The organism is Dolichospermum lemmermannii CS-548, from assembly GCF_028330815.1.
GTDB lineage: Bacteria > Cyanobacteriota > Cyanobacteriia > Cyanobacteriales > Nostocaceae > Dolichospermum > Dolichospermum lemmermannii.
In genome coordinates, this window is the sequence record NZ_JAQMTJ010000145.1 from 17823 (window position 1) to 43627 (window position 25805).

General features: G+C 35.1%; 26 protein-coding genes and 1 pseudogene. 19 read left to right on the plus strand and 8 right to left on the minus strand.

The window, feature by feature from the left end:
- Positions 1-74 precede the first annotated feature (74 nt).
- The 9 genes from PN450_RS09365 to PN450_RS09405 all read left to right on the plus strand — a co-directional run bounded on the left by PN450_RS09365 (position 75) and on the right by PN450_RS09405 (position 9919).
- The gene (locus tag PN450_RS09365; protein ID WP_271836110.1) at positions 75-1019 is read left to right on the plus strand and encodes a hypothetical protein; all 945 of its coding nucleotides are present in this window, start codon (positions 75-77) and stop codon (positions 1017-1019) included.
- Positions 1020-1085: 66 nt separating this feature from the next.
- Complete coding sequence (gene hepA / locus PN450_RS09370; protein WP_271836111.1) at positions 1086-2915, plus strand: heterocyst formation ABC transporter subunit HepA; 1830 nt, start codon at positions 1086-1088, stop codon at positions 2913-2915.
- Between the two features lie 14 nt (positions 2916-2929).
- Entirely contained in the window at positions 2930-4108 is a 1179-nt protein-coding gene (locus tag PN450_RS09375; RefSeq protein WP_148759708.1) for a glycosyltransferase family 1 protein, read from the plus strand.
- Positions 4095-5081 (plus strand): glycosyltransferase family 2 protein, encoded by a 987-nt coding sequence (locus PN450_RS09380; protein ID WP_148759710.1) that lies wholly within the window; start codon positions 4095-4097, stop codon positions 5079-5081. Before PN450_RS09375 ends, PN450_RS09380 begins: the two co-directional genes overlap by 14 nt.
- Positions 5082-5106: 25 nt before the next feature.
- The gene (locus PN450_RS09385; RefSeq protein ID WP_148759712.1) at positions 5107-6309 is read left to right on the plus strand and encodes a glycosyltransferase family 4 protein; all 1203 of its coding nucleotides are present in this window, start codon (positions 5107-5109) and stop codon (positions 6307-6309) included.
- Positions 6227-7180 (plus strand): glycosyltransferase family 2 protein, encoded by a 954-nt coding sequence (locus PN450_RS09390; RefSeq protein WP_148759714.1) that lies wholly within the window; start codon positions 6227-6229, stop codon positions 7178-7180. The genes PN450_RS09385 and PN450_RS09390 overlap by 83 nt, the downstream gene beginning before the upstream one ends.
- An 88-nt stretch (positions 7181-7268) precedes the next feature.
- On the plus strand, positions 7269-8693 hold the full coding sequence (locus PN450_RS09395; protein WP_148759716.1) for an O-antigen ligase family protein: 1425 nt from the start codon (positions 7269-7271) through the stop codon (positions 8691-8693).
- Positions 8694-8876: 183 nt separating this feature from the next.
- Positions 8877-9320, plus strand: a complete 444-nt coding sequence (locus PN450_RS09400; RefSeq protein ID WP_148759718.1) for a hypothetical protein — start codon at positions 8877-8879, stop codon at positions 9318-9320.
- The gene (locus PN450_RS09405; protein ID WP_271836112.1) at positions 9317-9919 is read left to right on the plus strand and encodes a PIN domain-containing protein; all 603 of its coding nucleotides are present in this window, start codon (positions 9317-9319) and stop codon (positions 9917-9919) included. Before PN450_RS09400 ends, PN450_RS09405 begins: the two co-directional genes overlap by 4 nt.
- Before the next feature lie 19 nt (positions 9920-9938).
- Here PN450_RS09405 and PN450_RS09410 read toward each other — a convergent pair whose 3' ends face one another.
- Both PN450_RS09410 and PN450_RS09415 read right to left on the minus strand, forming a co-directional pair.
- Positions 9939-10160 (minus strand): type II toxin-antitoxin system Phd/YefM family antitoxin, encoded by a 222-nt coding sequence (locus PN450_RS09410; RefSeq protein WP_015078021.1) that lies wholly within the window; start codon positions 10158-10160, stop codon positions 9939-9941.
- Between the two features lie 51 nt (positions 10161-10211).
- Positions 10212-11873 carry a DNA methyltransferase gene (locus PN450_RS09415; protein ID WP_271836113.1) on the minus strand — a complete coding sequence of 554 codons (1662 nt, stop codon included), beginning with the start codon at positions 11871-11873 and terminating at the stop codon, positions 10212-10214.
- 197 nt (positions 11874-12070) lie between these two features.
- Here PN450_RS09415 and PN450_RS09420 point away from each other — a divergent pair, with 197 nt between their 5' ends.
- Positions 12071-13420, plus strand: a complete 1350-nt coding sequence (locus PN450_RS09420) for an NB-ARC domain-containing protein (RefSeq protein WP_271836114.1) — start codon at positions 12071-12073, stop codon at positions 13418-13420.
- Between the two features lie 133 nt (positions 13421-13553).
- Positions 13554-14435: an aspartoacylase gene (locus PN450_RS09425; RefSeq protein ID WP_271836115.1), complete on the plus strand. Its 882-nt coding sequence runs from the start codon at positions 13554-13556 to the stop codon at positions 14433-14435.
- Here PN450_RS09425 and PN450_RS09430 read toward each other — a convergent pair.
- Positions 14418-15527, minus strand: coding sequence for a glycosyltransferase family 4 protein (locus PN450_RS09430; protein WP_271836116.1), 1110 nt, complete (start codon positions 15525-15527; stop codon positions 14418-14420). The two genes, PN450_RS09425 and PN450_RS09430, sit on opposite strands and share 18 nt — an antisense overlap.
- Before the next feature lie 60 nt (positions 15528-15587).
- Positions 15588-16370, minus strand: a complete 783-nt coding sequence (locus PN450_RS09435; RefSeq protein ID WP_271836117.1) for a PIG-L deacetylase family protein — start codon at positions 16368-16370, stop codon at positions 15588-15590.
- 237 nt (positions 16371-16607) lie between these two features.
- Between PN450_RS09435 and PN450_RS09440 the strand changes: the two genes are divergently transcribed.
- The 5 genes from PN450_RS09440 to PN450_RS09460 all read left to right on the plus strand — a co-directional run bounded on the left by PN450_RS09440 (position 16608) and on the right by PN450_RS09460 (position 20955).
- The gene (locus tag PN450_RS09440) at positions 16608-16739 is read left to right on the plus strand and encodes a hypothetical protein (RefSeq protein ID WP_256370329.1); all 132 of its coding nucleotides are present in this window, start codon (positions 16608-16610) and stop codon (positions 16737-16739) included.
- A gap of 284 nt (positions 16740-17023) precedes the next feature.
- Positions 17024-18817 carry a WD40 repeat domain-containing protein gene (locus PN450_RS09445; RefSeq protein WP_271836122.1) on the plus strand — a complete coding sequence of 598 codons (1794 nt, stop codon included), beginning with the start codon at positions 17024-17026 and terminating at the stop codon, positions 18815-18817.
- A 196-nt stretch (positions 18818-19013) separates the two neighbouring features.
- A complete protein-coding gene (locus PN450_RS09450; RefSeq protein ID WP_148759734.1) occupies positions 19014-19295 on the plus strand; it encodes a YiaA/YiaB family inner membrane protein in 282 nt (93 codons plus the stop codon).
- 386 nt (positions 19296-19681) lie between these two features.
- A complete protein-coding gene (locus PN450_RS09455) occupies positions 19682-20245 on the plus strand; it encodes a Uma2 family endonuclease (protein ID WP_213718175.1) in 564 nt (187 codons plus the stop codon).
- A 146-nt stretch (positions 20246-20391) separates the two neighbouring features.
- The gene (locus PN450_RS09460; RefSeq protein ID WP_015078028.1) at positions 20392-20955 is read left to right on the plus strand and encodes a Uma2 family endonuclease; all 564 of its coding nucleotides are present in this window, start codon (positions 20392-20394) and stop codon (positions 20953-20955) included.
- 31 nt (positions 20956-20986) lie between these two features.
- Here the strand turns inward: PN450_RS09460 and pheS are convergent, their stop codons facing one another.
- Both pheS and PN450_RS09470 read right to left on the minus strand, forming a co-directional pair.
- Entirely contained in the window at positions 20987-21979 is a 993-nt protein-coding gene (pheS, locus tag PN450_RS09465) for a phenylalanine--tRNA ligase subunit alpha (protein ID WP_015078029.1), read from the minus strand.
- Positions 21980-22011: 32 nt separating this feature from the next.
- Positions 22012-22191, minus strand: a complete 180-nt coding sequence (locus PN450_RS09470; RefSeq protein ID WP_271836118.1) for a hypothetical protein — start codon at positions 22189-22191, stop codon at positions 22012-22014.
- Positions 22192-22212: 21 nt separating this feature from the next.
- Between PN450_RS09470 and surE the strand changes: the two genes are divergently transcribed.
- The 3 genes and pseudogenes from surE to PN450_RS09480 all read left to right on the plus strand — a co-directional run bounded on the left by surE (position 22213) and on the right by PN450_RS09480 (position 24791).
- Positions 22213-23010 carry a 5'/3'-nucleotidase SurE gene (gene surE / locus PN450_RS09475; protein WP_015078030.1) on the plus strand — a complete coding sequence of 266 codons (798 nt, stop codon included), beginning with the start codon at positions 22213-22215 and terminating at the stop codon, positions 23008-23010.
- A gap of 230 nt (positions 23011-23240) precedes the next feature.
- Positions 23241-23327 (plus strand): annotated as a pseudogene (locus PN450_RS24060) (pentapeptide repeat-containing protein); the annotation flags it as partial.
- Positions 23328-23351: 24 nt separating this feature from the next.
- Complete coding sequence (locus tag PN450_RS09480) at positions 23352-24791, plus strand: pentapeptide repeat-containing protein (RefSeq protein ID WP_271836119.1); 1440 nt, start codon at positions 23352-23354, stop codon at positions 24789-24791.
- A 108-nt stretch (positions 24792-24899) separates the two neighbouring features.
- Here PN450_RS09480 and PN450_RS09485 read toward each other — a convergent pair whose 3' ends face one another.
- Both PN450_RS09485 and PN450_RS09490 read right to left on the minus strand, forming a co-directional pair.
- A complete protein-coding gene (locus tag PN450_RS09485) occupies positions 24900-25070 on the minus strand; it encodes a hypothetical protein (RefSeq protein WP_271836120.1) in 171 nt (56 codons plus the stop codon).
- A gap of 302 nt (positions 25071-25372) precedes the next feature.
- A partial coding sequence (locus PN450_RS09490; protein ID WP_271836121.1) for a DUF2854 domain-containing protein occupies positions 25373-25805 on the minus strand: 433 nt, incomplete at its 5' end.

Consider the following 25805-nt stretch of genomic DNA (forward strand, 5'->3'; position numbering starts at 1 on the left):
CTAATTGATGAATACTTCCTGTTATCATCTTGATGACCATGAATTATGTACCTAATTAAAAAATAAGAAATATCATGCAAACAGCGATTTGTACCGTATTTGAAAAAGACTATCATTATGGTGTGGGGGCTTTAGTAAATTCCTTATATCACCACGGGTTTCGAGGCATAATTTGGGCTGGTTATCGGGGAAATGTGCCACCTTGGACTAAGGATCTAAAAACAGAAAATGGTTATCAAGAGTTTTCTTTAGGTGAAGGTTGTGCAATCCGATTTGTCAAACTAACAACTCCAAAACATCTAGGTTTTTATAAACCTGATTTTATGTCCCAATTATGGGAAGATTACTGTCCAGATATTGATGCCTTATTTTACTTTGATCCTGATATTGTCAATAAATGTGAGTGGAATTTTTATGAAAATTGGGTAAGTCGAGGAATTGCTCTTTGTGGTGATTCTTGGTATCTTGTACCAGCGAATCATCCTCGACGGTTAGCATGGAAAGAATTTGCTGAAAATAATGGTTTTGCTTGTGAACGAGAGTTAGATTATCACTACAATAGTGGCTTCATTGGAGTTCATAAAAACTACAAATCTATCTTGAAAGTTTGGCAGAAATTAGAAGAATTGGGTGAGATAGCAGGATATGCCAATTTAAAGGATCTTTATAACGATAATACCTTTCATCATTATCCATATCTGTATGGAGATCAGACTTATTTAAACTTAGCATTGATGCTGACTAATTATCCTTTGAGTACCGTTGGACCAGACGGCATGGATTTTGTTCCTGGTGGGACTATCATGTCTCACGCTACAGTTCCAAATATTAAACCTTGGCGCAAAAAATTGCTTCTCAGTGCTTTAGAAGGTAGCTCTCCCACCATAACTGATAAATTATATTGGCAACATAGTCAAACACCTATTCAACTTTATTCAATGGCAAAAATACTATGGCAGAAATTTGAAATTCTCTGTGGTTCTGCTCTTGGTCGTTTTATTCGTCGCGCTCCTATGTAAGCATATTTATTTTCTTGAGATTGATGCTTCTGTGCTTAATTATCAAAATTATTGGTCAAAATTTTTATGGATTCCAAATTTCTACCGTCAACAATGAAAATCTTTCAAGCTACAAGTTTGTGGCAAAATAATCGGGTAATATTACGAGAATTTAAACACTTTCGAGTTGTGGCTATTTTAGCTATCGTATTTTCCGCTTTAGCTGCCAGTTTTGAAGGGTTTGGTTTAGGATTTTTGCTGGTATTTTTGCAAAGCTTAACTACTCCTGGGGCTGAACCTGTGAAAACAGGAATAGGCTGGTTTGATATTTTGATTTTAGGAATTAATGCTTCCGCAACAGAGCGATTATATCGAATATCAGCTTTAATTGTTGTTACAACCTGTATGCGGGCATCGTTCAATTATATAGGACAAATTTGCATCCAGTTTAGTGAAGTAAGTTTAGTAGATAATCTCCGTAAACGAATTTTTCAACAGTTAGAGGCTCAAACTCTTAATTATTTTAGTCATAAAAAATCTGGAGAATTAGTTAATATACTCACCAGTGAAATGGAGAGAATTAGGCAGATTTTTGGTGGACTAGCTTTTTTAATCACTAGAAGTTTTACACTGATTGTCTATTCTATTTCTTTGTTTATTCTTTCCTGGAAACTGACTATAGTTTCTATTTTGCTATTTAGTCTTTTAGCGGTGGCATTATCCACTCTAAATAAACAAATTAGAGAGCGTAGTTTTGCGATTACTTCTGCTAATGATAATTTTACGGCTAGGGTGCTAGAGTTTATCGAAGGTATTCGCACAATTCATGCTTTTTCTACTCAAGAATTTGAGCGAAAACGGTATTATCAAGCCAGTGAAAAAATTGTTAATACGTGGAAAAGTGTTTATTGGATTTCTTTGATAGTTAAGCCTTTGGCTGAAAGTATATCTACGCTAATTCTAATTAGTATGATTATTGTGGCTTTAACCACAGGATTAATGAAAGTTTCAGCTTTGTTAACTTTCTTTTTTGTCCTGTTCCGCATTATCCCTATGACTCAAGATTTGAATGGAGTCGTGGCTTTTTTAAGTACCCAAGCGGGAGCAGTGGAAAATATCAAGGAGTTGTTAAGAACTGATGATAAAATCTATTTTCAAAATGGCGCACTCAGATTTCCTGGTTTTAAAAGATCAATTGATTTAGTGTCGGTAGATTTTGATTATAGTCCTGATCAACGAGTTTTACATAATATAACTCTCTCCATTAAACAAGGGGAAATGACGGCTTTAATTGGTTCATCTGGGGCTGGAAAAACCACACTTGCGGATTTAATTCCTCGTTTTCATGATGCGACTGATGGCTATATTTATATAGATGAAGTTGATATTCGCAAATTTGACATTAACTCTCTGCGTTCTCAGATAGCAGTTGTGAGTCAGAATACTTTTATTTTCAATACTTCTGTTGGGAATAATATTGCTTATGGGACACCAACAGCTACAGCAACAGAGATTAAAGAAGCTGCAAGATTGGCAAATGCTTTAGAATTTATTCTAGAAATGCCGGAAGGTTTCGATACGCAATTAGGAGATAGAGGTGTGCGGTTATCAGGTGGACAAAGACAAAGAATTGCGATCGCTCGCGCATTGCTGAAAAACCCCGAAATCCTGATTCTAGATGAAGCTACAAGTGCCTTAGATTCTGTGTCTGAGCGATTAATTCAAGAATCCTTAGAAAAGCTATCTGTGGGACGGACAGTAATTGCGATCGCTCACCGTCTTTCTACTATTGCAAAAGCCGATAAAGTTGTGGTTTTAGAACAAGGAAAAATCGTAGAACAGGGAGCATATCAAGAGTTACTTCAACAACGTGGTAAGTTTTGGCAATACTATCAAATTCAAAATGAAGTGAGATAAATAAGTGCAAAAACATGAAACATGAACAGTTAACTAACTTTAATGGCAAAATATATTTTTTCTGTTTACCTAGAGGAGAAGGTGAAAAAGAAGATCAATTTCAGCATTTGCTGATTTGTTTAGGAGAAGGCTTTCGAGAATTAGGAATATCCTTTGTTTCTAATATCAATTACTGGCAAGAGTCAACGGAAAAACAAGAATATCTCTTTCGTCATGATCCAGCTATCACAACCGATGACTGTTCTATTGTCGTATTTAGTAATAATTGGTTCAATATTAATCATCCTCTGCCAGATAATTTATTTCATGCAGAACGAAAATATTTAACCGTTTATTTAGATGGTAATGATAACGATAAAGATTATCATAAATTACCAGAATATAAACAATTTGATTTCATTCTCAAGACCCATTCCAATCACCATCTAAATTATCTAGATAATTTTTATCCCTGGTCTTTTGGATTGAGTAACCGGATATTACATGAATTGAAAGAAGTTCCCAATTTCCAGGACAAAAAAAGACAAATACTTATTAATTTTCGACATTGGCAAACTGGTCATCCCGTCAGAAATATTAGTTCCAGCCTATTAATCCCAAAAATTAGTGATATTTTCCAAATCAATAATACTGTTGATAACCAAGCTGAATATCCAACTGAACCCTATCATCATCTCCATTGGTTACAAACTGGTAAACGTCATTATCCAAATTACTATAACCGTCTCAAATATTCAACCGCTTGTGCTTGTTTCGGTGGTTTTTTTGTCCCTGCTTGGCCTAAAAATTCAGGTGGTTTAATTAATCGGAATATTCAACGGATAATAAAAAAATTGCGGTTAAAATCAAATACAATTCTACAATGGGATAGTTGGCGATTTTGGGAATCTTTAGCCGCAGGATGTGTGACATTTCATGTTGATTTTGAAAAATATGGGATTACTTTACCTGTAATGCCTGAAAATTGGCGACATTATATTGGTGTAGATTTAGATAATGTTCAAGCCACAATAGATAGAATTACAGAAAATCCCGAAATTACCAAATATATTGCTCAAGAAGGAAGAAGTTGGGCAATTAAAAATTATAGTCCTGTCCCTACAGCTTTGCGTTTTTTAGAGATAGTTTCCCAAAAACAAACAACAACTAAAAGTAGTTTATCTTCTCATCCTAAAATCAATGTTAAATATTAACTCCTCCGAACCTTTGGTAAGCGTGATTATCCCCACCTATAATCGTCCAGAATATCTAAAACAAGCAATTAATAGTGCTATTAAACAAACTTATCAAAATCTAGAAATTATCGTTTCTGATAATTGCAGTTCTGAAAATCCTCAAGCACTAATTGAATCATTTCAAGACTCACGCATCAAATTTTGGCGACATAAAGAAAATATTGGGATGTTAGCTAACCAGTTTCATGGTTTTAAAATTGCCACAGGTAAATATGTGGCTAGTCTCCATGATGATGATATGTGGAATGAGGATTTTTTATCCAAACTTATTCCCAATTTAGAAGCAAATCCCGATTTAATTTTGGCATTTTGTGACCAATATATTATAGATGGTGATAGTAAAATTAATATTGCTGCCACTGAAAACAATACCCGCAGTTATAAACGTGATCAAATCACTCCTGGAGTTCATAAAAATTTTACTCAAATTGGCTTAATTGATAAAAGTATTCCCACTGCGGCTGCTTGTGTAATCAGAAATGGTGTGCTTAATTGGGATAATATTCCTTCAGAGGTTGACGGAATGTGGGATTTATATTTAACTTATCTTTGTTGTATTTCTGGCTATGGAGTTTACTATGTTCCTGAAAAATTAACCAAATATCGAGAGCATGAACAAACTGATACTATGCTTAGTGGTAGTCGCAATGTTCAAGCGAAAATTCGTAAAGGTAAAAGTGAGCTATTCTGTTATCAAACTTTTATGGAAGATCAACGGTTGCAGGAATTTAAGTCCTACTTTAAAACCAAATGGTTAGAAGCTAATACAACTTTAGGAATTGGCTTATTACGAGATCAAAAAATTACAGATGCTCGCCGTTATTTTTGGCAAACTTTAAGTGAGCAAAAATTTAATTTACGCAGTTTAGTCGCTTTAATTATCAGTTTTATTCCTACCAATTTAACGAATAAAATTTGGAAAGTTTCCTAATTTAGTCAATTACAAGAGGTTATGAGTGAAAATTTGTATTGTTACTCACAAAATCAGAAAAGGTGATGGTCAAGGTAGAGTTAATTATGAAGTGGTTCAAGAAGCCATTCGTCGTGGTCATGATCTGACATTATTAGCTAGTGAAATTGCCCCAGAGTTATCTGAAAATAATGCTGTTAATTGTATTTATATTCCAGTAGCAAGGTATCCTACGGAATTTATTCGCAATTTCATCTTTGCTAAAAAAAGTGCCGATTGGTTGCGTAAAAATCGAGCTAATTTGGATTTAATTAAAGTCAATGGCGCGATTACTATGGGGGCAACTGATGTCAATGCTGTACATTTTGTGCATGGTTCATGGTTGAAATCGCCTGTGCATATTTCCCATAACCGTAAAGATTTGTACGGGTTATATCAATGGTTATTTACTGCGGCTAATGCTTATTGGGAAAAACAAGCTTTTTGCCAATCTAAAATTATTATTGCTGTCTCAAAAAAAGTTGCCCAAGAATTAGTAAATATTGGTGTACCTCGTTCACAAATTCGGGTTGTTGTTAATGGTGTAGACTTACAAGAATTTGCTCCTGGTGTCAGTTCTCGGACGGCATTAGGATTACCTGAAAATGTCAATTTGGCCTTATTTGCAGGTGATATTCGGATTTCCCGGAAGAACTTAGATACTGTACTTCATGCTTTGGTAAAAGTTCCTAAATTACATTTAGCAGTTGTCGGTGGTACTCAAGATAGCCCTTATCCGGCAATGGCAAAAGCATTAAATATTAGTGAACGAGTGCATTTTTTAGGTTATCGCCATGATATGCCCCAAATTCAACGGGCATCAGATTTATTTGTGTTTCCGTCCCGTTATGAACCCTTTGGACTTGTAGTGATTGAAGCGATGGCTTCAGGTTTGCCCGTGATTACCGCCACTACTACTGGTGCGGCTGATTTAGTTAATCCCGACTGTGGCATCGTTTTAGACGATTGTGATGATGTTAATGCTTTAGCCGATGCGCTTAGGTTGTTAAATAGCGATCGCTCACTGCGTCAACAAATGGGTAAAGTTGCCCGGACTATTGCCGAGCAACATAGCTGGTCAACAATGGCACAAACCTATCTAAATATATTTGAGGAGTTAATCACCCATGAGAAACACCGTTCTCATCCCCACCTATCGCCGTCCTCAAGACCTAGCCCGGTGTCTGAAAGCACTGCAACAGCAAACTAAATCAGTTGATCAGGCGATCGTTGTTGTCAGAGATACAGACACAGAAACCCAGCAATTCCTCCACCAATTTCCGCCCCACCTCCTCCCCTTACAGATAGTCACCGTCACCCAGCCGGGAGTCGTCGCCGCCCTCAACGCCGGACTAGCACAAGTACAGGGAGACATTCTTTCCATCACCGATGATGATGCCGCTCCCCACCCGGATTGGTTAGCAAAAATTAATACTCACTTCAGCGTTAATTATACCATTGGTGGCGTAGGTGGTCGTGATTGGGTGTATCAAGGAGACAAATTAGAAAATGGTTCTCGTCCCATAGTTGGTAAATTGCAATGGTGGGGGCGCGTCATTGGCAACCATCACTTAGGAGTAGGCGCACCCCGTGAAGTTGATGTTATCAAAGGTGTGAATATGAGCTTTCGTACCCAGGCGATTGGCAAATTGCGATTTGATGACAGAATGCAAGGAACGGGCGCACAGGTACATTTTGAAATGTCCTTTGCCCTCACCCTCAAACGCGCTGGATGGAAAATGATTTATGATCCCAGCATTGCAGTAGATCACTATCCCGCCCAAAGATTTGATGAAGATCAACGCCACAACTTTAACGACACCGCATTAATTAACCTAGTCCACAACGAAACCTTAATTTTATTAGAACATCTTTCACCCCTGCGTCAAATTGTATTTTTATCCTGGTCAATTTTAGTTGGTACAAGAGAAAGTTTAGGAATATGTCAATGGTTAAGATTATTTCCCCAACAAAAAGAAATTGCCAGTAAAAAATTGCGAGCATCCTTACAAGGAAGATGGTTAGGATATCAAAAATATAGAAAGATAGGAAATCACCATCTTGTAGGAGTCAGGAGTTAAGAATCTTTATCCGCGTTCATCTGCGTTCATCTGCGTTCAATACCTCTTTAAATACTCCTTCCTAATACAAAATAGGCAAACATAGAGAATGATTTCCAAACCAATACTTTTCAATACAGTTTTAAAAGAACAATTTTCTCCCCAAGATCGATCTGCCCAAAGTTGGATGATCATTCTTGCTTTTATCCTCCTAATCACAGCTTGCTACTTTACCAGTACAGGTAGTTTACGCCTCGTTTTTCCCGCCACTGCTTTTCTAGTAGCGGCGTTTTTATACTTGCGGCATCCCATTCACTATATCGGCTTCACCTGGTGGATATGGTTTCTCACCCCCTTAATCACTCGTTTAGTTGACTATAAAGTTGGCTGGGACCCCACCCGACAAATGTTAATTGCACCTTATTTAGTCGTATTCCTGACTATATTCACCTTTTTAAAACATCTACCTAGCAGTCTTCGTCAAGGGGGACTGCCATTTCTTTTAGCTGCTATAGGAGTTTCTTATGGATGTTTAATAGGTTTAATTTACAATCAACCACTCCCTGTAGTTCGGAGTTTTTTAGATTGGTTAAGTCCCATAATTTTTGCTTTTCACCTATTTTCTAATTGGCGAGATTATCCCAGTTATCGTCAACATCTGCAAAGAACATTTATTTGGTGTGTACTCATCCTGGGAGCTTACGGTGTCTATCAATTTGTTGTCGCTCCTGAATGGGACAGATATTGGCTAATCGAATCTAAAATGTTTACCAGCGCTGGACACCCAATTCCCTTTGGAATGCGCGTTTGGAGTACATTACACTCACCAGGTCCATTTGGGACTGTCATGCAAGCTGGGTTACTATTATTATTTACCAGCACTGGTCCATTAATTTTCCCAGCTTCTGCTGTGGGTTATTTATCATTTTTACTTTCCCAGGTGCGAACAAGTTGGGGCGGCTGGTTATTAGGAATTATTATGATTTTTGGTTCAGTAAAACCCCAGATTCAAATGCGATTAATTACTATAATTTTAGTGATGACAATCTGTGTTATTCCCTTGGTAACTATTGAACCGCTTTCTAAAGTTATTACCACTCGATTTGAAAGTTTTTCTAATCTCGAACAAGATGGTAGTTTTAGAGATAGATCCGCAACTTATGACAGAAACCTGAATTTAGCTCTTTCTAATGTTGTCGGTAACGGCTTTGGAAATATCTGGAAAGTAAATGAAAAAACTGGACAAATAGAAGTAATTGTTATTGATAGCGGCATTTTAGATATGTTTTTTACCTTGGGTTGGATTGGTGCTATACCCTATATTGGTGGGTTGGTATTGCTGCTAGTTACGGTTAGTAATTATACAGAAGGTCGCTTTGATAGTTTTCTCAGTGCTGCCCGCGCTATTGGTATCAGTTCTTGCGCTCAGTTAATTATCTATAGCGGGATGTTGAGTATTGCCGGGATGATTATGTGGGGATTTTTGGCAATGGCTATGGCAGGACATAAATACTACAGCAGACCACAGAGTTGAATTAAAACCCCTCCTGAAGGTGGGGAAATAAAAGAAATTGGCTGATTTGCTCCTTTGTGCGATAACACCACAGAGGAGTTATAATTATTATGATCACATTTTATTGATAAATTGTGATAGAATTGAGTGCAAATATTTCCTGTATGAAAAGTAGTTAAACTATTAAGCAAGAGGTTAAATACCATGTTAAAAATACAACCTCCAACTATAATTGATTTTCAACCAGCAATTGCTGCTAAAGATAAAGATGATAAATATATTTTGATGATAGATGTGAGATTTTCCGCTATGTATTCTTCCCCGGATCTTAATATCTTAAAAATGGAACAATACCAGCATATTCCTTTTTTAATGTTTGTTAATTCTAATGTCATGAGAATCTTTAAGAGTCCAACTTTTGTAGAAGTAGCAAGATTGGACACGAAAAAGGTTTTAGAACATTATAATCCAAAAAGCATCGAAGGAATCATCTATCAATCTACTTTAATAACTTTAACTCAATCATGGTTAAGAGATTTAGCTTATCATTGGAAAAGTGAAACCCCCCCTTACATTGAGGAAATGAAGGAAATTGGCTTATTTACTCTTTTGTTTGATGGTACGACAGAGGAGTTAGAATTATTATGATTATTTATTTAGAAACTAATTCAATTATGGCAATTGCCAAAGGAAGAAACAAAGAATTAGAAGATTTTGTCTATGATTCTTCAAATAATTTACAATTTGTCATTCCTAGTATTTGTTTAATGGAAACATTAGTAGCAATAGAAAGAGAAGAAAAACGTAGTCAATCTTTTTCTCAAACTATTCAAATAGAAATGAATGAAGCTAAACGAAATAAAGAATTAAATAACTCTCAATCTTTTGTTAATTATTTAGAAAGTTCTTTAATTGATTATGATGACATATTAACTGATTTTAAAAAACGTTTTTTGAATATTCTCGAATATTTAAAAAATCATGGTGAATTGATTGAACCAAGCATTAAAATGTTAGAAGCTACTTTAACTAATCCTTTGCTACCTGGGAAAAATCAAAAAAGAGATGATTTTATTTTACAGGTTATTTTAGCTCATGCTGAAAATAATTTATCAATTAACAAAGCTTTTTTTAGTGAGAATACTAAGGAATTTGGTAATACTAATATTCAACAGATATTAGCTAATTCGGGAATTAATTATTTTAGTAAGATACCTAATTTAGAAGGATGGTTAAATAAACAATAAAAAATGCTAACTTACATGATTAATCTGCAAATTCTTCTAATGGGGCATCAAAATTATCAGCAATAGAAATAATATCTTTATCTGTACCAAATAAAGGAGGACGTTGAGATTTAGATTTGAGTGCAGTTAGTTTTAACAATGGTTGGTGATTTTCGGTAATAATAATCTCTTCTCCGTTTAACGCTAGATGGAATAATTCTGATATTTGGTTAATTGCTTGTGTGACTTCTATAGAAGACATAGTGAATAAGTTTAATATAGCTTGTGAAAATTATAGCATTTTTTTAAATTATTAGATATCTAAGTCCATCTCTATCTGATTAACTCTGATTTCTTTGTGTTTTTCTGCACTTTTAAGAACTTCAAAAGCTAAAGTCATCATGAACTTCTGTTTATTTTCAATAATATCTTGAACAGTGATGATTTGTATTTTATCACAACTATGAGTCATGAGTTTGTTTTGATAAAAGCCAGCAGATTTAGCGGTTTTTAACATATCTTTTGTAGGATTTTCTAAGGTTATAAATATAGCTATACTGGCATTTTCTAGCGTCATTGTTCCTAGTAAATCTCGGATATCTCCTGATTTGACTTTACCAGATTTAACTTGAAAAATCACCTTTTCTGATTCACCTTTATCACCATAAAATAAAACAGTTCCATCTACACCTTTATCTGCACCTTTTTTAGTGTTAATTATGGCTCTATTGTTAGTATAAGTTAATATTGCCCATTTTTCAAATTCTTTACGAGTACGATCATCTGCTTTATTTGCTAATGCTTTTGCACTTTCTATATCTTTAGGAATACCATGAAGTTTGATCATATCTAAAACCCCTTTACTAAAGCTGTCTTCTAATCTTTTTAAAATTAAACTTATGCTTTGATAAGTAATATCAATTCCTATCCATTGTCGGTCTAATTTTTGGCAAACTGCAACAGTTGTACCACATCCACAGTAAGCATCTAATACTATATCCTTTTCATTAGAACTGGCTTTAATTATTCTTTCTAGTAATGCTTCTGGTTTTTGTGTTGGATATCCTAATCTTTCAGATTTAATAGTTATTCCCGGAAATTCAGTCCAAATATCATCAGGACTAATACCAGGCATTTCATTAAGATACTGTTTTAAATAAGGCTTACCAGTTTTTGAGTAATAAATTCTCCCTTCAGCCTCAAATTTCTCCATATTTTCATAAGAAAATGCCCAATATCTACCAGCAGGAGGTAAAGTTCCTTTCCAAGAGTAAGAGGTATTTCCACCTGGTTTAGCGGCTGATAAATCAGAAGTTTTAAACCTTCGACCATCAGCATCAATTTTATTATATGAAGAGTCAATATAAGAATCTGAATAGTTTTCATAAACTGTATTAAATATTGATTTTTTAACATTTTTTACATAAAATAAAATCACATCGTGGACTCTTCCAAATTGTCTTGCACCTTGTTTACCATCATTATGTGTTGTAGTTCGTTTCCAAATAATCTCATTTCTAAAATCTCCACCCTGAGAACAAAAAACAGCATCTAATATTAACTTTAAATAGTGACTAGACGTAGGATCACAATGTAAATAAAAACTTCCTGTAGGTTTCAAAACTCGATGAATTTCTGTTATTCTTAAAGTCATACTCACCAAATAAGCGAGTAAACTTCCCTTTCCTAAGACATTACTTAAACCTGTAATTAAAGCAATACATTGTTGAGTAAATAAACCATGATAATTAGTAATAATTTCATCTATTCCCCGAATAGCGTGATCATCCCATTCCCAAGTATCAATAAATGCTTGAGCTTGTGCTTTATCTTCTGCACCAATATTATTATAAATTTGATTGTAGTTGCGTTTAGAATTAAAAGGAGGATCAATATAACATAAGTCAACAGACTCATCTTTTATATAACGTCTTAAAACTTCTAAATTGTCCCCATAATAAAGTTGATTAACCATTGTTTTCGTGCAATTATTTTGCTTAAATTAACCCTGATTAATCATTCTTATACCTAATTACTTTTTTGTCATACCAGAAAATATGAGATATTCTCTGATGTTTTATTAAGAAATTTTAAGAAAATACCTGAAAAACCCTGATAATCTGGAAACAGATTGAGTTATAATGGCTACAAAGATTAACTCATCTAAGTTTTATGACTGTTACAGAAATTTTACAATTTGTGGATAATTTAGTATTTACTAAGACTGATAAACATTTAGATGATCTGCAAAAAAAGATTATTGAGGAACTATTTCAGGGTAAAACTTATAGACAAATTGCCAATATTTATGATTATGATGAGGGTTATATCGGTGATGAAAGTAGGAATTTATTTAAACTTTTATCTGAAATTCTAGGTCAAGATATTAATAAATCTAATTTTTGTTGGACTCTGGAAAGAGTTAAAAATTGTTCTAGAATTGTTAGTTTTGGAAATAATAATCATATTAGTTGTTATTCTAATTATGAAAAATCAAATTATCAAGAAAATAATAATACAGAAAAAGCTAAGTTAGCTTACCATGATTTAACGCTATCTCCTAAAATCACTCGTTTCTATGGACGAGAACAAGAATTAAACTTTTTATCTCATGGGTTATTAAATCAAAGTACTCATTTAATCTCAGTCTTAGGATTATCTGGAATTGGTAAAACTACCCTTGTGAAAAGATTTGTTGATCTAAATCTCCAACAATTTGAAGTTATTATCTGGAGAAGTTTAAAATTTCCTAAATCTCTAAATTTATTAATTGATGATTTATTGAATGTTTGTCAACAGGAAGCTAAACCAAACATAGATGATAAATTAAAACAATTATTTAATATCTTTAAAAATAAAAAATGCTTAATTATTTTAGATGATTTAGAAAATATCTTTGTTAATTGTCAATTTGCAGGACAATATAAACCTGAATATCAAGATTATAAAACTTTCTTACAAATGATTACAGAAATTGAACATGAAAGTTGTTTAATTCTAATTAGTCAAGAAAAATGCCAAGAAATGATATCATTAGATAGTGAACTTTATCCAATTCATTGTTTAGAATTATCAGGATTAGATCATGCAGCTACAGAGATATTAAAAAATCAAGGATTAAAAAATGAGGAAACTTGGTTAAACTTAATTAATTTATATGAAAGTCATCCTAAATATTTACAGTATATCAGCATCTTAATTAAAGATGTCTTTCAGGGTGAAGTTGCCGAATTTATCAAAGAAAATAGTTTAATTTTAACAGAAGATTTTAAAACTCTATTTGATTTAATATGGATGAGATTATCTGAAGTTGAAAAAGAGATATTATTGAAAATTAGTCAAAATGATCAACCTATATCTAGAGATGAGATAAAACAACTTTTATCATTGTCATCAATGGATATAATTAACGGGTTACAATCATTAACAAGAAGATTTTTATTAACTAAATTAGAAAATGATCAAAAACTATATACTCTTTCCCCTATTTTTAAAGAATATCTAAGAATTTATCATCATTAATTATACTCCCTTCCTCTTGCTATTGGCATCTGGACTGTGAGAAAATTATTTATGCAGCATCTCAGCACAAAAGGCTATGGACTGATAGAATGTGTTCACTTTCATAGCTAAGTTGCTTATAAATGAGGTATTTATGAATCAAATTCATCGGGTGGCGATTGTTGGGGGAAATCACGGTAATGAGTTAACGGGAGTTTACTTGGTGAAAAAGTTTCAGCAATATCCCCATTTAATTCATCGAGGTAGTTTTGAAACTTTATCATTACTTGGTAATCCTAAAGCTATTGCTGCACGGACAAGATATATTGATACGGATCTGAATCGTTGCTTTAATCAAGATAAATTATCAAATTCTAAAATCTCAAGTTACGAGGAATTAAGGGCGCGAGAAATTCAACAAATATTACAACCAGAAAATCAAGAATCTGTAGATACAATTATTGATGTACATACGACTACTGCCAATATGGGATTATGTATTATTCTGGGAAATTGGCATCCTTTCCTGCTCAAATTAGCTGCGGATTTGAGTGCAGTTAATCCTTTGGTGAAGGTTTATATTCATGAACAACCTCAAGGTAGTGGTTTTCTACGTTCTTTGTGTGATTTGGGTTTTGCAATTGAAGTTGGTGCTGTACCCCAAGGGATTTTAAATGCGGAATTATTTCAACAGACTGAACAACTTATTTATAGTGTTTTAGATTATTTTGAAGACTATAATCAAGGAAAAGATTTACCCAAAAATAATACACTAACAGTCTATAAATCAATTGGTGTGATTGATTATCCGAGAAATGAAGTAGGGGAAATTCAGGCGATGATTCACCCCCAACTTCAATTTAAAGATTATGAACCTTTGCATCCTGGTGATCCTATTTTTATGACTTTCACAGGAGAAGAAATTTTCTATCAAGGAAATTCTACTGTTTATCCGATCTTTATTAATGAAGCTGCCTATTACGAGAAAGGAATTGCGATGCACATTAGCGAAAAAGAGTTAATTAAGATTAGCTAATTCTCTAGTTTCCATCACTCTGATGATATTATCCTTTCTCATTAATTCACGATATATATTTAGTGTTTCTTCATTGACTCGTGCGGCGCTAAATCTTTCTAAATTTTGTTGGGCGCGGAATTTCCACTGATCTAAAAGTTGGCGATCGCTCAATAATTGTGTCAAAGTATTAGCTAAGGCTGGAATATCCTTGGGTGGCACTAAAATCCCGGCCTGACTATAATCTAAAGTCTCAGGAATGCCATCTACATCACTGGCTATAATCGCACAACCAGCTTCCCGCGCTTCCGTTAGCACTAAGCCAAAAGATTCACAATGTGAAGCCAAAACAAAAATATCTGTTGCTAACATATAGCGTTGCGGTTCTGCCTGAAATCCTTCAAAATGAATGCGATTACTAACATCTGTATTTTGCACCATAGACTCGAAAATCGGTCTGTCTGGACCATCTCCTACCAAATATAAATGTGCTTGCGGAAAGTTTATCGCAACTATTTTAAATGCCTCAATTAACTCATAAATACCTTTGCGGGTATACATCCCCGCCACAGTAGTTATAGATGGATGTGGCATTTCTACTGGTTGATAATCTGCCAGTTTTTTATGTCGAGGACTTCCTAAAGTCCCATTACTAACCACGCGCAATTTTTGAGGTGGAATACCCCGTTTAATCATTGAATTAGCTACTGCTTTACTAACTGCAATTACCTGATCAGCTAACCCCATGAGGATAGCACTATGTTGAAATTCATTATGGACAGTAGAAACTAAATGATATTCTCGATTCTTGCGAAGAATCCCTGCTAAAATTGCCCCTGTCATCATGTGTACATGAACAATATCCGGTTGAAACTCTTTAATAATTTGGCGATAATGCCCAGCAGCCTTAATGAGATTTAATGGTGTCCGGCACTGATTGAGATAAAAATGTTCAACACCATAATCTGCTAATAATTTTTCATATTCTCCGCCAGCAGAAGCTACAGCAATATCCAGACCACTTTTTGCTTGTAAACAAGCTAAATCTACAGCAACATTAACAATTCCATTACCGATTTTTTGGACATGATTAGTAATATGTAGAATCCGCATTTAAATTTTCTCCACTGTAATTATTGATAGTAAATCTTCAGATGCTTATCACTCACAACTTCACTCGGATTTAAAAAATATTTCTTCCGAATATAAAAATCTGTTAATAAATCCCCGAGGTAACATCTCAAGCTGGGAAGGATAGGCAGCAATAGCTTTTTGTTTTTTCTCTTTTACTGATGTTACTGATAAGCGATAAGCCGTTGCAATATCTTGTAACTTCAACAGAATAAATAATGGCGATCGCCAAAATACCCAAATAGGATACTGAAGTATTTCTGTAGTGATTTTAGATTGAATAATTGCCTCTTTCACTAAATTATAGGTGGCTTCATGATCTTGATGACAATCTTTGCGGTGAGGTACATAAACCTCTCCAGGTTGATACAAATTTAGTAATTCTGAAATCTCAGTAATTATCTGTTGCCTTTTCTCTATATTCAAAGAAGCCAAACTGCCATCTTGATAATTTAAAAAATGAATCTCTGAAGTGTTCACACCCAAAATATCTAAAGCTATCAAAGATTCTTGTTGACGAATCTGGATAACTTGATTTTGCATAAGTGGATCTAAACCATGAGAACCTCTACCATCAGTTAAAAAAGTTATCCCTACTTGTATTCCTTGTTCTCTTTTGCGGGCAATCATCCCTCCACAACCAAAGGTTTCATCATCTTGATGCGGAGAAAAAACCATTGCTGATTTTTCAGAAAAATTTAAAGGCTGACTTCCCCAATGCAAAATCCACCAGGAAACTAGACTACAATGAATATATTGTATCTGATTTAGCAATTGATTAGGAATTATTTTTTCTAATGAGATGAGTGTTTTTTTATGATTCATAATTTTAAAATTGATTCAAGACAAAATTAAAGTTTTCTAGATAACAAATATTGATGCTTCCCATAAATTAGAACAACTATTTTTATGATAGTCTTGATTCCAGATAAACTTAAAGTTTTGTAGATGACACATATTGATGCTTCTCATAAATCAAAACAACTATTTTTATGATAGTTAAGCCCTAGATCATATTATTTATTGTTTTAATAAAGTTATCCTGAAAATCTCAATAAGAGGATGTTTGAAAATCGGACAGGGTGTAAAAAATCTTTCAGTAGTATTCAGGAGTCAGCTAAAAGCAGGAATAGTCAAGAAGAGGAAGTTTTAATTACCCGTGTTTTACGGAAAGCTGTATTAGCTGACGACTGACGACTGAATGCTTACTATTTTTCTACTCAGAAGTGTTTCTCTAGAAACAGTAAATTGTTAGTTAGGTTAGTTAGAATTTATGGAAATCATCGAAATCTCTATAACCTACTATATAAAATTAAGCAGTGCTTAATCACCGTAGGGGTTGATGTTTACCATTAAATTCAGCTAGTTTTTGTATTCTATTAGACTGTGATGATTACTGAATTTTGGCTGAAGTTATAAATTGAGTAATTATTCCATTAGTATAAGTTATCTTGGGTATGCAATGGTGTGCCACTATCATGCAGATGAATTGGATTAGTTTACTAAAAGCGCAACAAACTGACTTCTTAAACCGGGTGAAAAAACCGAAAACGGCGGATCTTTCTCTTTTAGAAAGTCGAGTTAAAGGTTATCACAGTGAGGTAATGGCATTTGCGGGGGATTCATTCACAAAAATTCTCGAATGTTCCCGTCAGCAAGCTGAAATTCTCGCCAAAAATCCGCCACCAATACCACCAGAATATCCTGAATATCCTGATTGGATCATTCCCTTTCCTACTTATTTTCAACGTCAAGCAGAAGATTATCTTGTCCGTGAACAAATTGTTGATTGGATGATTACAGAACGCTTAGGAAAATTGGTGAGAAAAGTGCCACAAGACACTTTAGACAATATGGTTTTGGATGATGAGGGAAATTTACGTAGTGAAAGTAAGTTTACTTATTTGTTAGCTAATAACCCAAAAGTGAGTATTCAAATTCACGTAGCAGATGGAGAAAGTTTTAACGGTATTAAAAAAGATAAAATTCGTTGGTCTATTAGTCAAGAAGATATCAGTAACCACCAAGTATTAATTTTCTTGTGTTTGTTTTATCCTGGAAATAACAAATTAGGATACCACAAACAAACTGTAATTACTGGTTTTTTGCCCACAAATCAACTAGATTTTTCCAACGCCAAAACTTATCTAACTCCCAGTAGTCTATTATATGCGGGAGGATTAAATTGGTATTTACAATCTCTGGGTGGTAAGCCAGATGATGTGCCAATAACTGATGAGAAAATGATGGTAGAAACCATTCAAACCTTACCATCAGATCATCCTAAAAAGAAGATTATTGGTGATTGGGAATGCTGGCAAACATTGATTGGACATACCAGAGGTATTAACTGTTTAGCCTATGCTATCAAAACCTTAGTAGTTGAAGATGCTGGATCTAAAAATGTGAAAACAATCCCGATGTTAGCTAGTGGTAGCAGGGGAGAAACAAAATTATGGGACTTAGCCAAAGGTCAATTAATCGAGACATTATCAGAATATCCTTGGGTGATTTCTGATCATGTTAATGAAGTTAATTCTCTGGCTTTTAGCACCGACGGACAAACATTAGTGAGTGTAGGTGCAGATTCCACCGTTAAAATTTGGCATACTGGGGCGTTGGATCTAATTGATATTCTCCATAAACATCATGGAGATGTCCGTTGTGTGGCGTTTACTCCTGATGGTAAGATGTTAGCGACTGGTGGCCATGATCGCCAGATTTTATTTTGGAATTTGCGCGATCGCCAAGTTGAAAATACTCTATCTTTAGATGATACCGCAGCCCATTCAATGGTATTAAGTCAAGATGGGAAAATTTTAATTACAGGTAGTTATCGCAAAATCAAAGTTTGGGAAACATCCTCAACACTCAATCAGAAAAAATTGCCAGATATACAACCAATATACACCCTGATGGGTCATTCTCATATTGTTAGTTCCCTAGCCATAAGTGCTGATGCTAAATTTTTAGTTAGTGGTAGTCAAGATCAAACTATTCGAGTTTGGAATTTAGCCACTGGGGAATTAGTTCACACTCTTAAAGGACATCGAGATAGTGTGAATACAGTTGCTTTAAGTCCTGACGAACAAATTATTGCCAGTGGTAGTGCTGATAAAACTATCAAATTGTGGCATTTACAATCTGGGGAATTATTAGGGACATTTACAGGTCATGCTAACACAGTTACAGCTTTATCCTTTACTGCTTCTGGAGAAATGTTAGTTAGTGGAAGTTTGGATAAAACCATTAAAATTTGGCAGCGGAGTTAGATCAAAACTGCGATTGTCTCTACAAGTTTGTGCCACTTATAAAACTGGTACAAATTTTTTATGAATAACTGCTTTATTTACTGCCCTTTTCGTGATTTTAATTAAGTACAGTTACGGAACTGGTAAGTTACTCTCACCGCATTTTTTACTAATACATACAATTGTGTTGTTAGTAAGTAATTAAAAGGTGAGAAATATGCAAACATTTAATCAACAAAAAGATAGTCCTGCTTGGGTTTTTCAAACATGGGCAGCTTTTATTTTATCTATTTCTATGACTACCTTTGGTGTTGTCAATTTACCTGTAGACAATTGGATAAAAGGATTTATGGGCATGGGTTTAGCTTTTTCTGTTGGTTCTACTTTTACTTTGGCAAAAACTACCAGAGATATGTATGAAACCAAACGATTAACTTCCCGCATTGAAGAAGCCAAGGTAGAAAAGTTGCTTTCTCAACATGATGTGATTTTGAAATAAGAAATTTTTGTCATAACTGCTTTGATAAAATAGAAAAAATCAGGGGTTTAGCATTGCTAAACCCCTACTTCATTAATGATGAATAATTCTAGTAAATTACATAAATCCTAAATATTTGGAAGTCCGATAACCCAGCCATATTCCCAAAAGTCCCCCCATCACACTAAATAGGATTGAGGTAAACGAAAATAAACTTCTACCCCATAAAAGCGGAATATAGCTACCAATGGTAGAACCAAAAAACATTCCGATACTGATAAGTAATTTATTCAAGCTTTTATAGCCAGTGATTACACACCCAATGTACTTGATTTTACAGATATTTCCCAAAAACTAATTTTCGACATTATCGTTGATAATATAAATATGCTTTCTAGTTACCAATTATGACTATAGCCACTGAACGCCCGATTACACTAGAAAATTTTCTCAAGTTACCGGAAACTAAACCAGCATCAGAATTTATTAACGGGGAAATCCTACAAAAACCTATGCCACAAGGTGAACACAGCTTAATTCAGACTACTTTTATTGAAGTTGTCAATGGACTCACTAGAAGTCAAAAAATTGCCATAGCCTTCCCAGAACTACGTTGTACTTTTGGTGGTAGTACCATTGTGCCTGATATTGCGGTGTTCCGGTGGGAAAGAATCCCCAAAACTGAATCTGGGAGAATTGCTAATCGGTTTGAAATTCATCCTGACTGGGTAATAGAAATTCTTTCTCCTGAACAACCACAGAAAAAAGTATTAACTAAATTATTGCATTGTTCCCGTCACGGAACTGAATTAGGTTGGTTATTAAATCCAGAGGAAGAAAGTGTATTAGCTGTATTTTCTGGACAAAAAATAGAAATATATGAAGGTGATGATAAATTACCAATTTTGGAAAATATCAATTTAGAATTAACTGTTAAAGAAATTTTTGGTTGGTTGAGTTTTGGTTCATAATTGTAGCCAGGAAAGGATAATGGGAAACTTTATTGCCCCCCGTAGGCAGGTTTTGGTGGGCAATGCCAACCCTACGCTACTTAAAATTTCTCAAATATAATTAATGATTCCTATAATATAATAAATATGCTTTCTAGTTACCAATTATGACTATAGCCACTGAACGCCAGATTACACTAGAAAATTTTCTCAAGTTACCGGAAACTAAACCAGCATCAGAATTTATTAACGGGGAAATCCTGCAAAAACCTATGCCACAAGGTGAACACAGTCGTCTACAGATTAAATTTTGTACCAATATTAATCAAGTAGCGGAAACGCCAAAGATTGCTTATGCTTTCCCAGAACTACGTTGTACTTTTGGTGGTAGTACCATTGTGCCTGATATTGCGGTGTTCCGGTGGGAAAGAATCCCCAAAACTGAATCTGGGAGAATTGCTAACCGGTTTGAAATTCATCCTGATTGGGTAATAGAAATTCTTTCTCCTGAACAACCACAGAAAAAAGTATTAACGAAATTATTGCATTGTTCCCGCCATGGAACTGAATTAGGTTGGTTATTAAATCCAGAAGAAGAAAGTGTATTGGCTGTATTTCCTGGACAAAAAATAGAAATATATGAAGGTGATGATAAATTACCAATTTTGGAAAATATCAATTTAGAATTAACTGTTAAAGAAATTTTTGGTTGGTTGAGTTTTGGTTCATGATTATTAAGGGCGGGGAAACCCCACCCCTGCATTAAAATTGTTGTAAAAAGCGCAAATCGCTATTATACAAACGACGAATATCATCAATTTGATGTAATACCATTGCAAACCGTTCTACACCAAAACCGGCAGCAAAGCCGCTATAAACTTCTGGATCATAACCCACAGATTTTAAAACATTGGGGTCAACCATACCGCAACCCATAACTTCTAACCAACGTCCTTTCCACTGTAAATCTACTTCGGCTGAAGGTTCGGTGAAAGGAAAATAACTGGCACGAAACCGAATTGGTAAATCGCCAAATATTGATTGTAAAAATATTTTCACAGTTCCTTTCAGGTCTGTAAAAGTTAGTCCTTCATCTATGGCTAAAAGTTCAATTTGATGGAAAACTGCTGAGTGCGTCGCATCTACATCATCTCTGCGATATACTCGACCTGGGGCAACAACTCGAATAGGTGGTTCTTCCTTTTCCATGTAGCGAATTTGCACAGAGGAAGTATGAGTCCGCAATAAATTACCATCTGGTAAATAGAAGGTATCCTGCATATCACGGGCTGGATGATCTGGGGGGGTGTTAAGAGCTTCAAAATTGTAGTAATCTGTTTCCATTTCTGATCCTTGGGCAACGGTGTAACCCATGCCAACAAAGATATCTAGGGTTTGGTCAATAATGCCATTGAGGGGATGAATCCGACCTTGGGGACGGTAAATACCCGGCATGGTGACATCTATTGTTTCCGCCTCTAGTTGTACCAGAATTTGAGCAGATTCCAGGGTTGTGCGTTGCTGGTCAAGGCTGTTTTGAATGGCTTCTTTGACAGTGTTAGCGATCGCCCCAATCTGAGGACGTTCTTCCGCGCTCATTTGCCCCATACTTCGTAACAGCAGCCCCAATTGCCCTTTTTTGCCCAAATAGTTAACTCTGAGTTCTTCTAGGCGTTCTAGGCTATCAGCAGCAGCGATCGCTGTTTCTCCTTCTTGTCGTAATGCTAAAAGTTGGTCTTCTAAATTGCTAGTCATTAGTTATTAGTCATTGGTGATTAGTCATTAGTTTATAGTAGGGAACGGGGAACAGGGAAGCAGGGAACAGACAAGAGGCAGGGGATGTAGGGGATGTAGGGGAGAGGATTTTTCCTACTGACAACTGACAACTGTACGGGCGAAGCATTTGGAGAACTATTTTTGGCAATGACCGATAATTTATCTTCCAAATGCTTCGCCCCTACTAACAACTAACAACTGACAACTGACAAATGAAATTATTAATTAGCAACGATGATGGAATTTCTGCTTTGGGTATTCGTACCCTAGCCAACACCTTAGCAGCAGCGGGTCATGAAGTGACAGTAGTTTGTCCAGATCGAGAGAGATCCGCAACAGGGCATGGATTAACCTTACTGCAACCCATTCGCGCGGAAATAGTGGAATCTGTGTTTCATCCTGATATTAAAGCTTGGGCTTGTGATGGTACGCCTTCAGATTGTGTAAAATTGGCACTATGGGCTTTATTGGATTCTCCACCCGACTTAGTGCTATCTGGAATTAACCAAGGTGCAAATTTAGGGACAGAAATCCTCTACTCTGGGACTGTTTCCGCAGCAATGGAAGGAGTTATTGAAGGTATTCCTAGTATTGCTTTTAGTTTAACCAGTCATACCCATAAAGATTTTCAACCAGCAGCTAAATTTGCTGAAGTCCTGGTTGCTAAAATTGCCGCCCAACCACTGCCAGAATTGATGTTACTCAATGTCAACGTCCCCCCCTTATCTTGGGAAGAAATAGCTGGAGTTACTTTCACTAGACAAGGAGTACGACGTTACGTGGATGTTTTTGACAAGCGAACTGATCCTAGAGGTAAAACTTACTACTGGTTAACTGGAGAGGTAATCGAAGATGTAGAACCACCTATAGAATTAAACTTACCAACCCACATTCCCCTTGATGTTCATGCCATTCAAAAAAAATATATCAGTATTACTCCATTGCAATATAATTTGACTTATGGGCATGGACTTAATCAGCTATCTACATGGGAATTTAAACTTCCGTAGATTTAGGCAACCTTGACAAAACTAGAAAAGGTTATTTTCAGTAAAGGTACTGAATCTTTACTAGCTATTAATTAAATAAGTGTAGTAAACAACCCTCTTTTAACGTTGTAAATTTGTTAGAATATCAAGGTAACTAGAAACAAACTATACCACCTAAAAGGATAAGACAATATATAGATGATTGTATTTACAATTCACAATATGGTTATGCAGAAGAGTTAGAAGTTGCAATTTTCAGTAATGTCAATCTAACTGATGCAAAATTAATTGAAACAAAATTATGTGGTGTAGACCTTAGTAATCTGAATCTTAGTGGTGCTGACCTGAGTGATGGTGCTGATTTGAGAACTGCTAACTTGAGTAATGCTGACTTGAGTAATGCTGACTTGAGTAATGCTAACTTGAGTAATGCTGACTTGAGTAATGCGAACTTGAGTAATGCGAACTTGAGTAATGCGAACTTGAGTAATGCTGACTTGAGTAATGCGAACTTAAGTGATGCTGACTTGAGTAATGCGACTAACTTGAATAGTGCTAACTTGAATGGTGCTAACTTGAATAATACTGACTTAAGTAGTGTCAATCTTAGTCATAAAAATTTTAGTCATTTCAACTTCAGCGATGCTTATTTAAGTAGTGCCGAGCTTGAAGGCGTGAACCTAAGCTATGCTAATTTAAGTAAAGCCCATCTAGATGGGGCAAATCTTAATCAAGCTAATTTAAGTAATGCTAACCTTAGAAATGCTGATTTGAGTGATGCTCAGTTAAATCCAGCTTTTCTCAATCAAGCTGATTTGAGTGATGCTAATTTAAAGGATGCTAATTTGAGTGGCACTAATTTAGAGAATGCTGATCTGAGTGGTGCTAATTTAGAGAATGCTAATTTGAGTGGTGCTAATCTGACTGGAACTATAATTGATATAAAAAAAGAAATAGATCATAAATGGGCTATTGTTTGGAAAATTCTTAATCAAGAAAAATTTGCTCAAATAAATCAACAAGAGAAAAATCAAATTAGCTTATCTGAGACACGAAATCATTTTTCCAAATATGAGTTAGAATGCATTGATTTAAGTAATAGTTATCTAAAAAATGCAAAATTGGCTAATTTAAATTTAACTCATACTGATTTTAGCAATTCAAATTTACATTCGGCTGATTTGCGGGGTGCAAATTTAACTGGTGCAAATCTAACTGGAGTAAACCTACAAGAAGCTACATTAATAAAAGCGAATCTCCAGGGAGCAGATTTAAGTAATGCGGATTTACGATATGCAAATATACATGGAGCAAACCTAAATAATACTAAAAGAGATGGAGCAAAATTTACAACATTTGATGATATATCATGTTCTTGGAATCAGTTAAATGATGATCAATTTGAAGAACTTTGTTATGATATTTTAAGAGAAAAACATAAATTAACTGATATACAGAAAATTGATAAGTCTCGCTCTCGTGATGGTGGTAGAGATATTGTATTTTCTAAAGGTGTAGATATTAATAAAAAACCTATTAAATGGATAGCTCAATGTAAATTAAAAAGCGATAAGCGATCTCTTGGTAAATCACAAGTTCCTGATATAAGTGATATGCTAAAAGCACAAGCAGCTAAAGGTTTTTGTATCATGACTAGCGGGATAATTGGCGCAACTTTACACGATAGCTTAGATGCTTTAAGAGATAAAGAGGGTTGGGAAGTAGAGCGATGGTCATACTTAGAAATAGAACGCTTTTTAGCAGAACATCCAGAAATTAAATCAAGACATTTTAAAGATTAATCTGATGAAAATTATCCATAAAAATAGCCTACGCAGGTAGGCTTTGTCTGTATAGCCCCAGATTTCTAATCTGAGGACTATATAAAAAAACACATTAAACAATATATCCTAAACTGCCTCGTTACTCAATCTTTGTAACAACTCCTCACGGGATAAATTACCCAAAGAAAGAAGTAACTGAGTGCGTTCAGAAATCGGAATATTAGCAATCTTTTCCACCAAACCAGATAACTCAGCATCCAAACTACCAAAACGCCCTTCCAGAAGAGAAGTTATCAAATAAACTTGTCCTTCTTGCGTCCAGTCTTCTATTTGTGTCTAGCTACCTGTTAATTTTCAGATCCCTGACTTCTTTGAGAAGTCGGGGATCTTGGGGATCTTGACACTTTCCCAATTAGACATCTCCGAGAAATTTAATTCTAGTTGGCTTTTACACCCGCCAGACACCCGCCAGGGAATAAATTCCCTGTCTAATAGCTGAAGTCCGTTAAAACGGACTAGGAACTTTTTTAAGTGTTTAGTCATCTTTAGATGACTTGCGCTATTAGCAAGGAACTTGAGTTCCTTGCGGGATAGAGGTTTTAGATTAAAGTTTTCATCAAAGACAGTTCAATGTAGTCCTCTCTGGGCTGTTTAATGTTGACTTCTACACCTGGACCAAAATACTTGGTCATTTTTTCATGCTTTTGTTGCCAGGTATCAAAGGTGATCAGTGGTGAATCGAATTCTAGGATTAGGGTATAAGCGCCGTTGATTTCGGTTTCTCGCAAACCGGTGACGACTGGTCTGACTTCGTCTGTGGGACTTAAACCTAGATAAGCCAGGGCTAAATCTAGATGGGATTTTTGCCCATAACAGAAGCGGGTGATGTCCTTGCGGATTTTAGTTTGTGTGACAGTTGCCTGTTGCTTTCTGAGTTCGAGGATTGATGGTGTGGTAGTTTGGCTGAAGGGGATGGGTTTAAGTTCATTAGCTTTTAGGGCTAAACCTCCCAGTAATAGCGGAAAACCATAG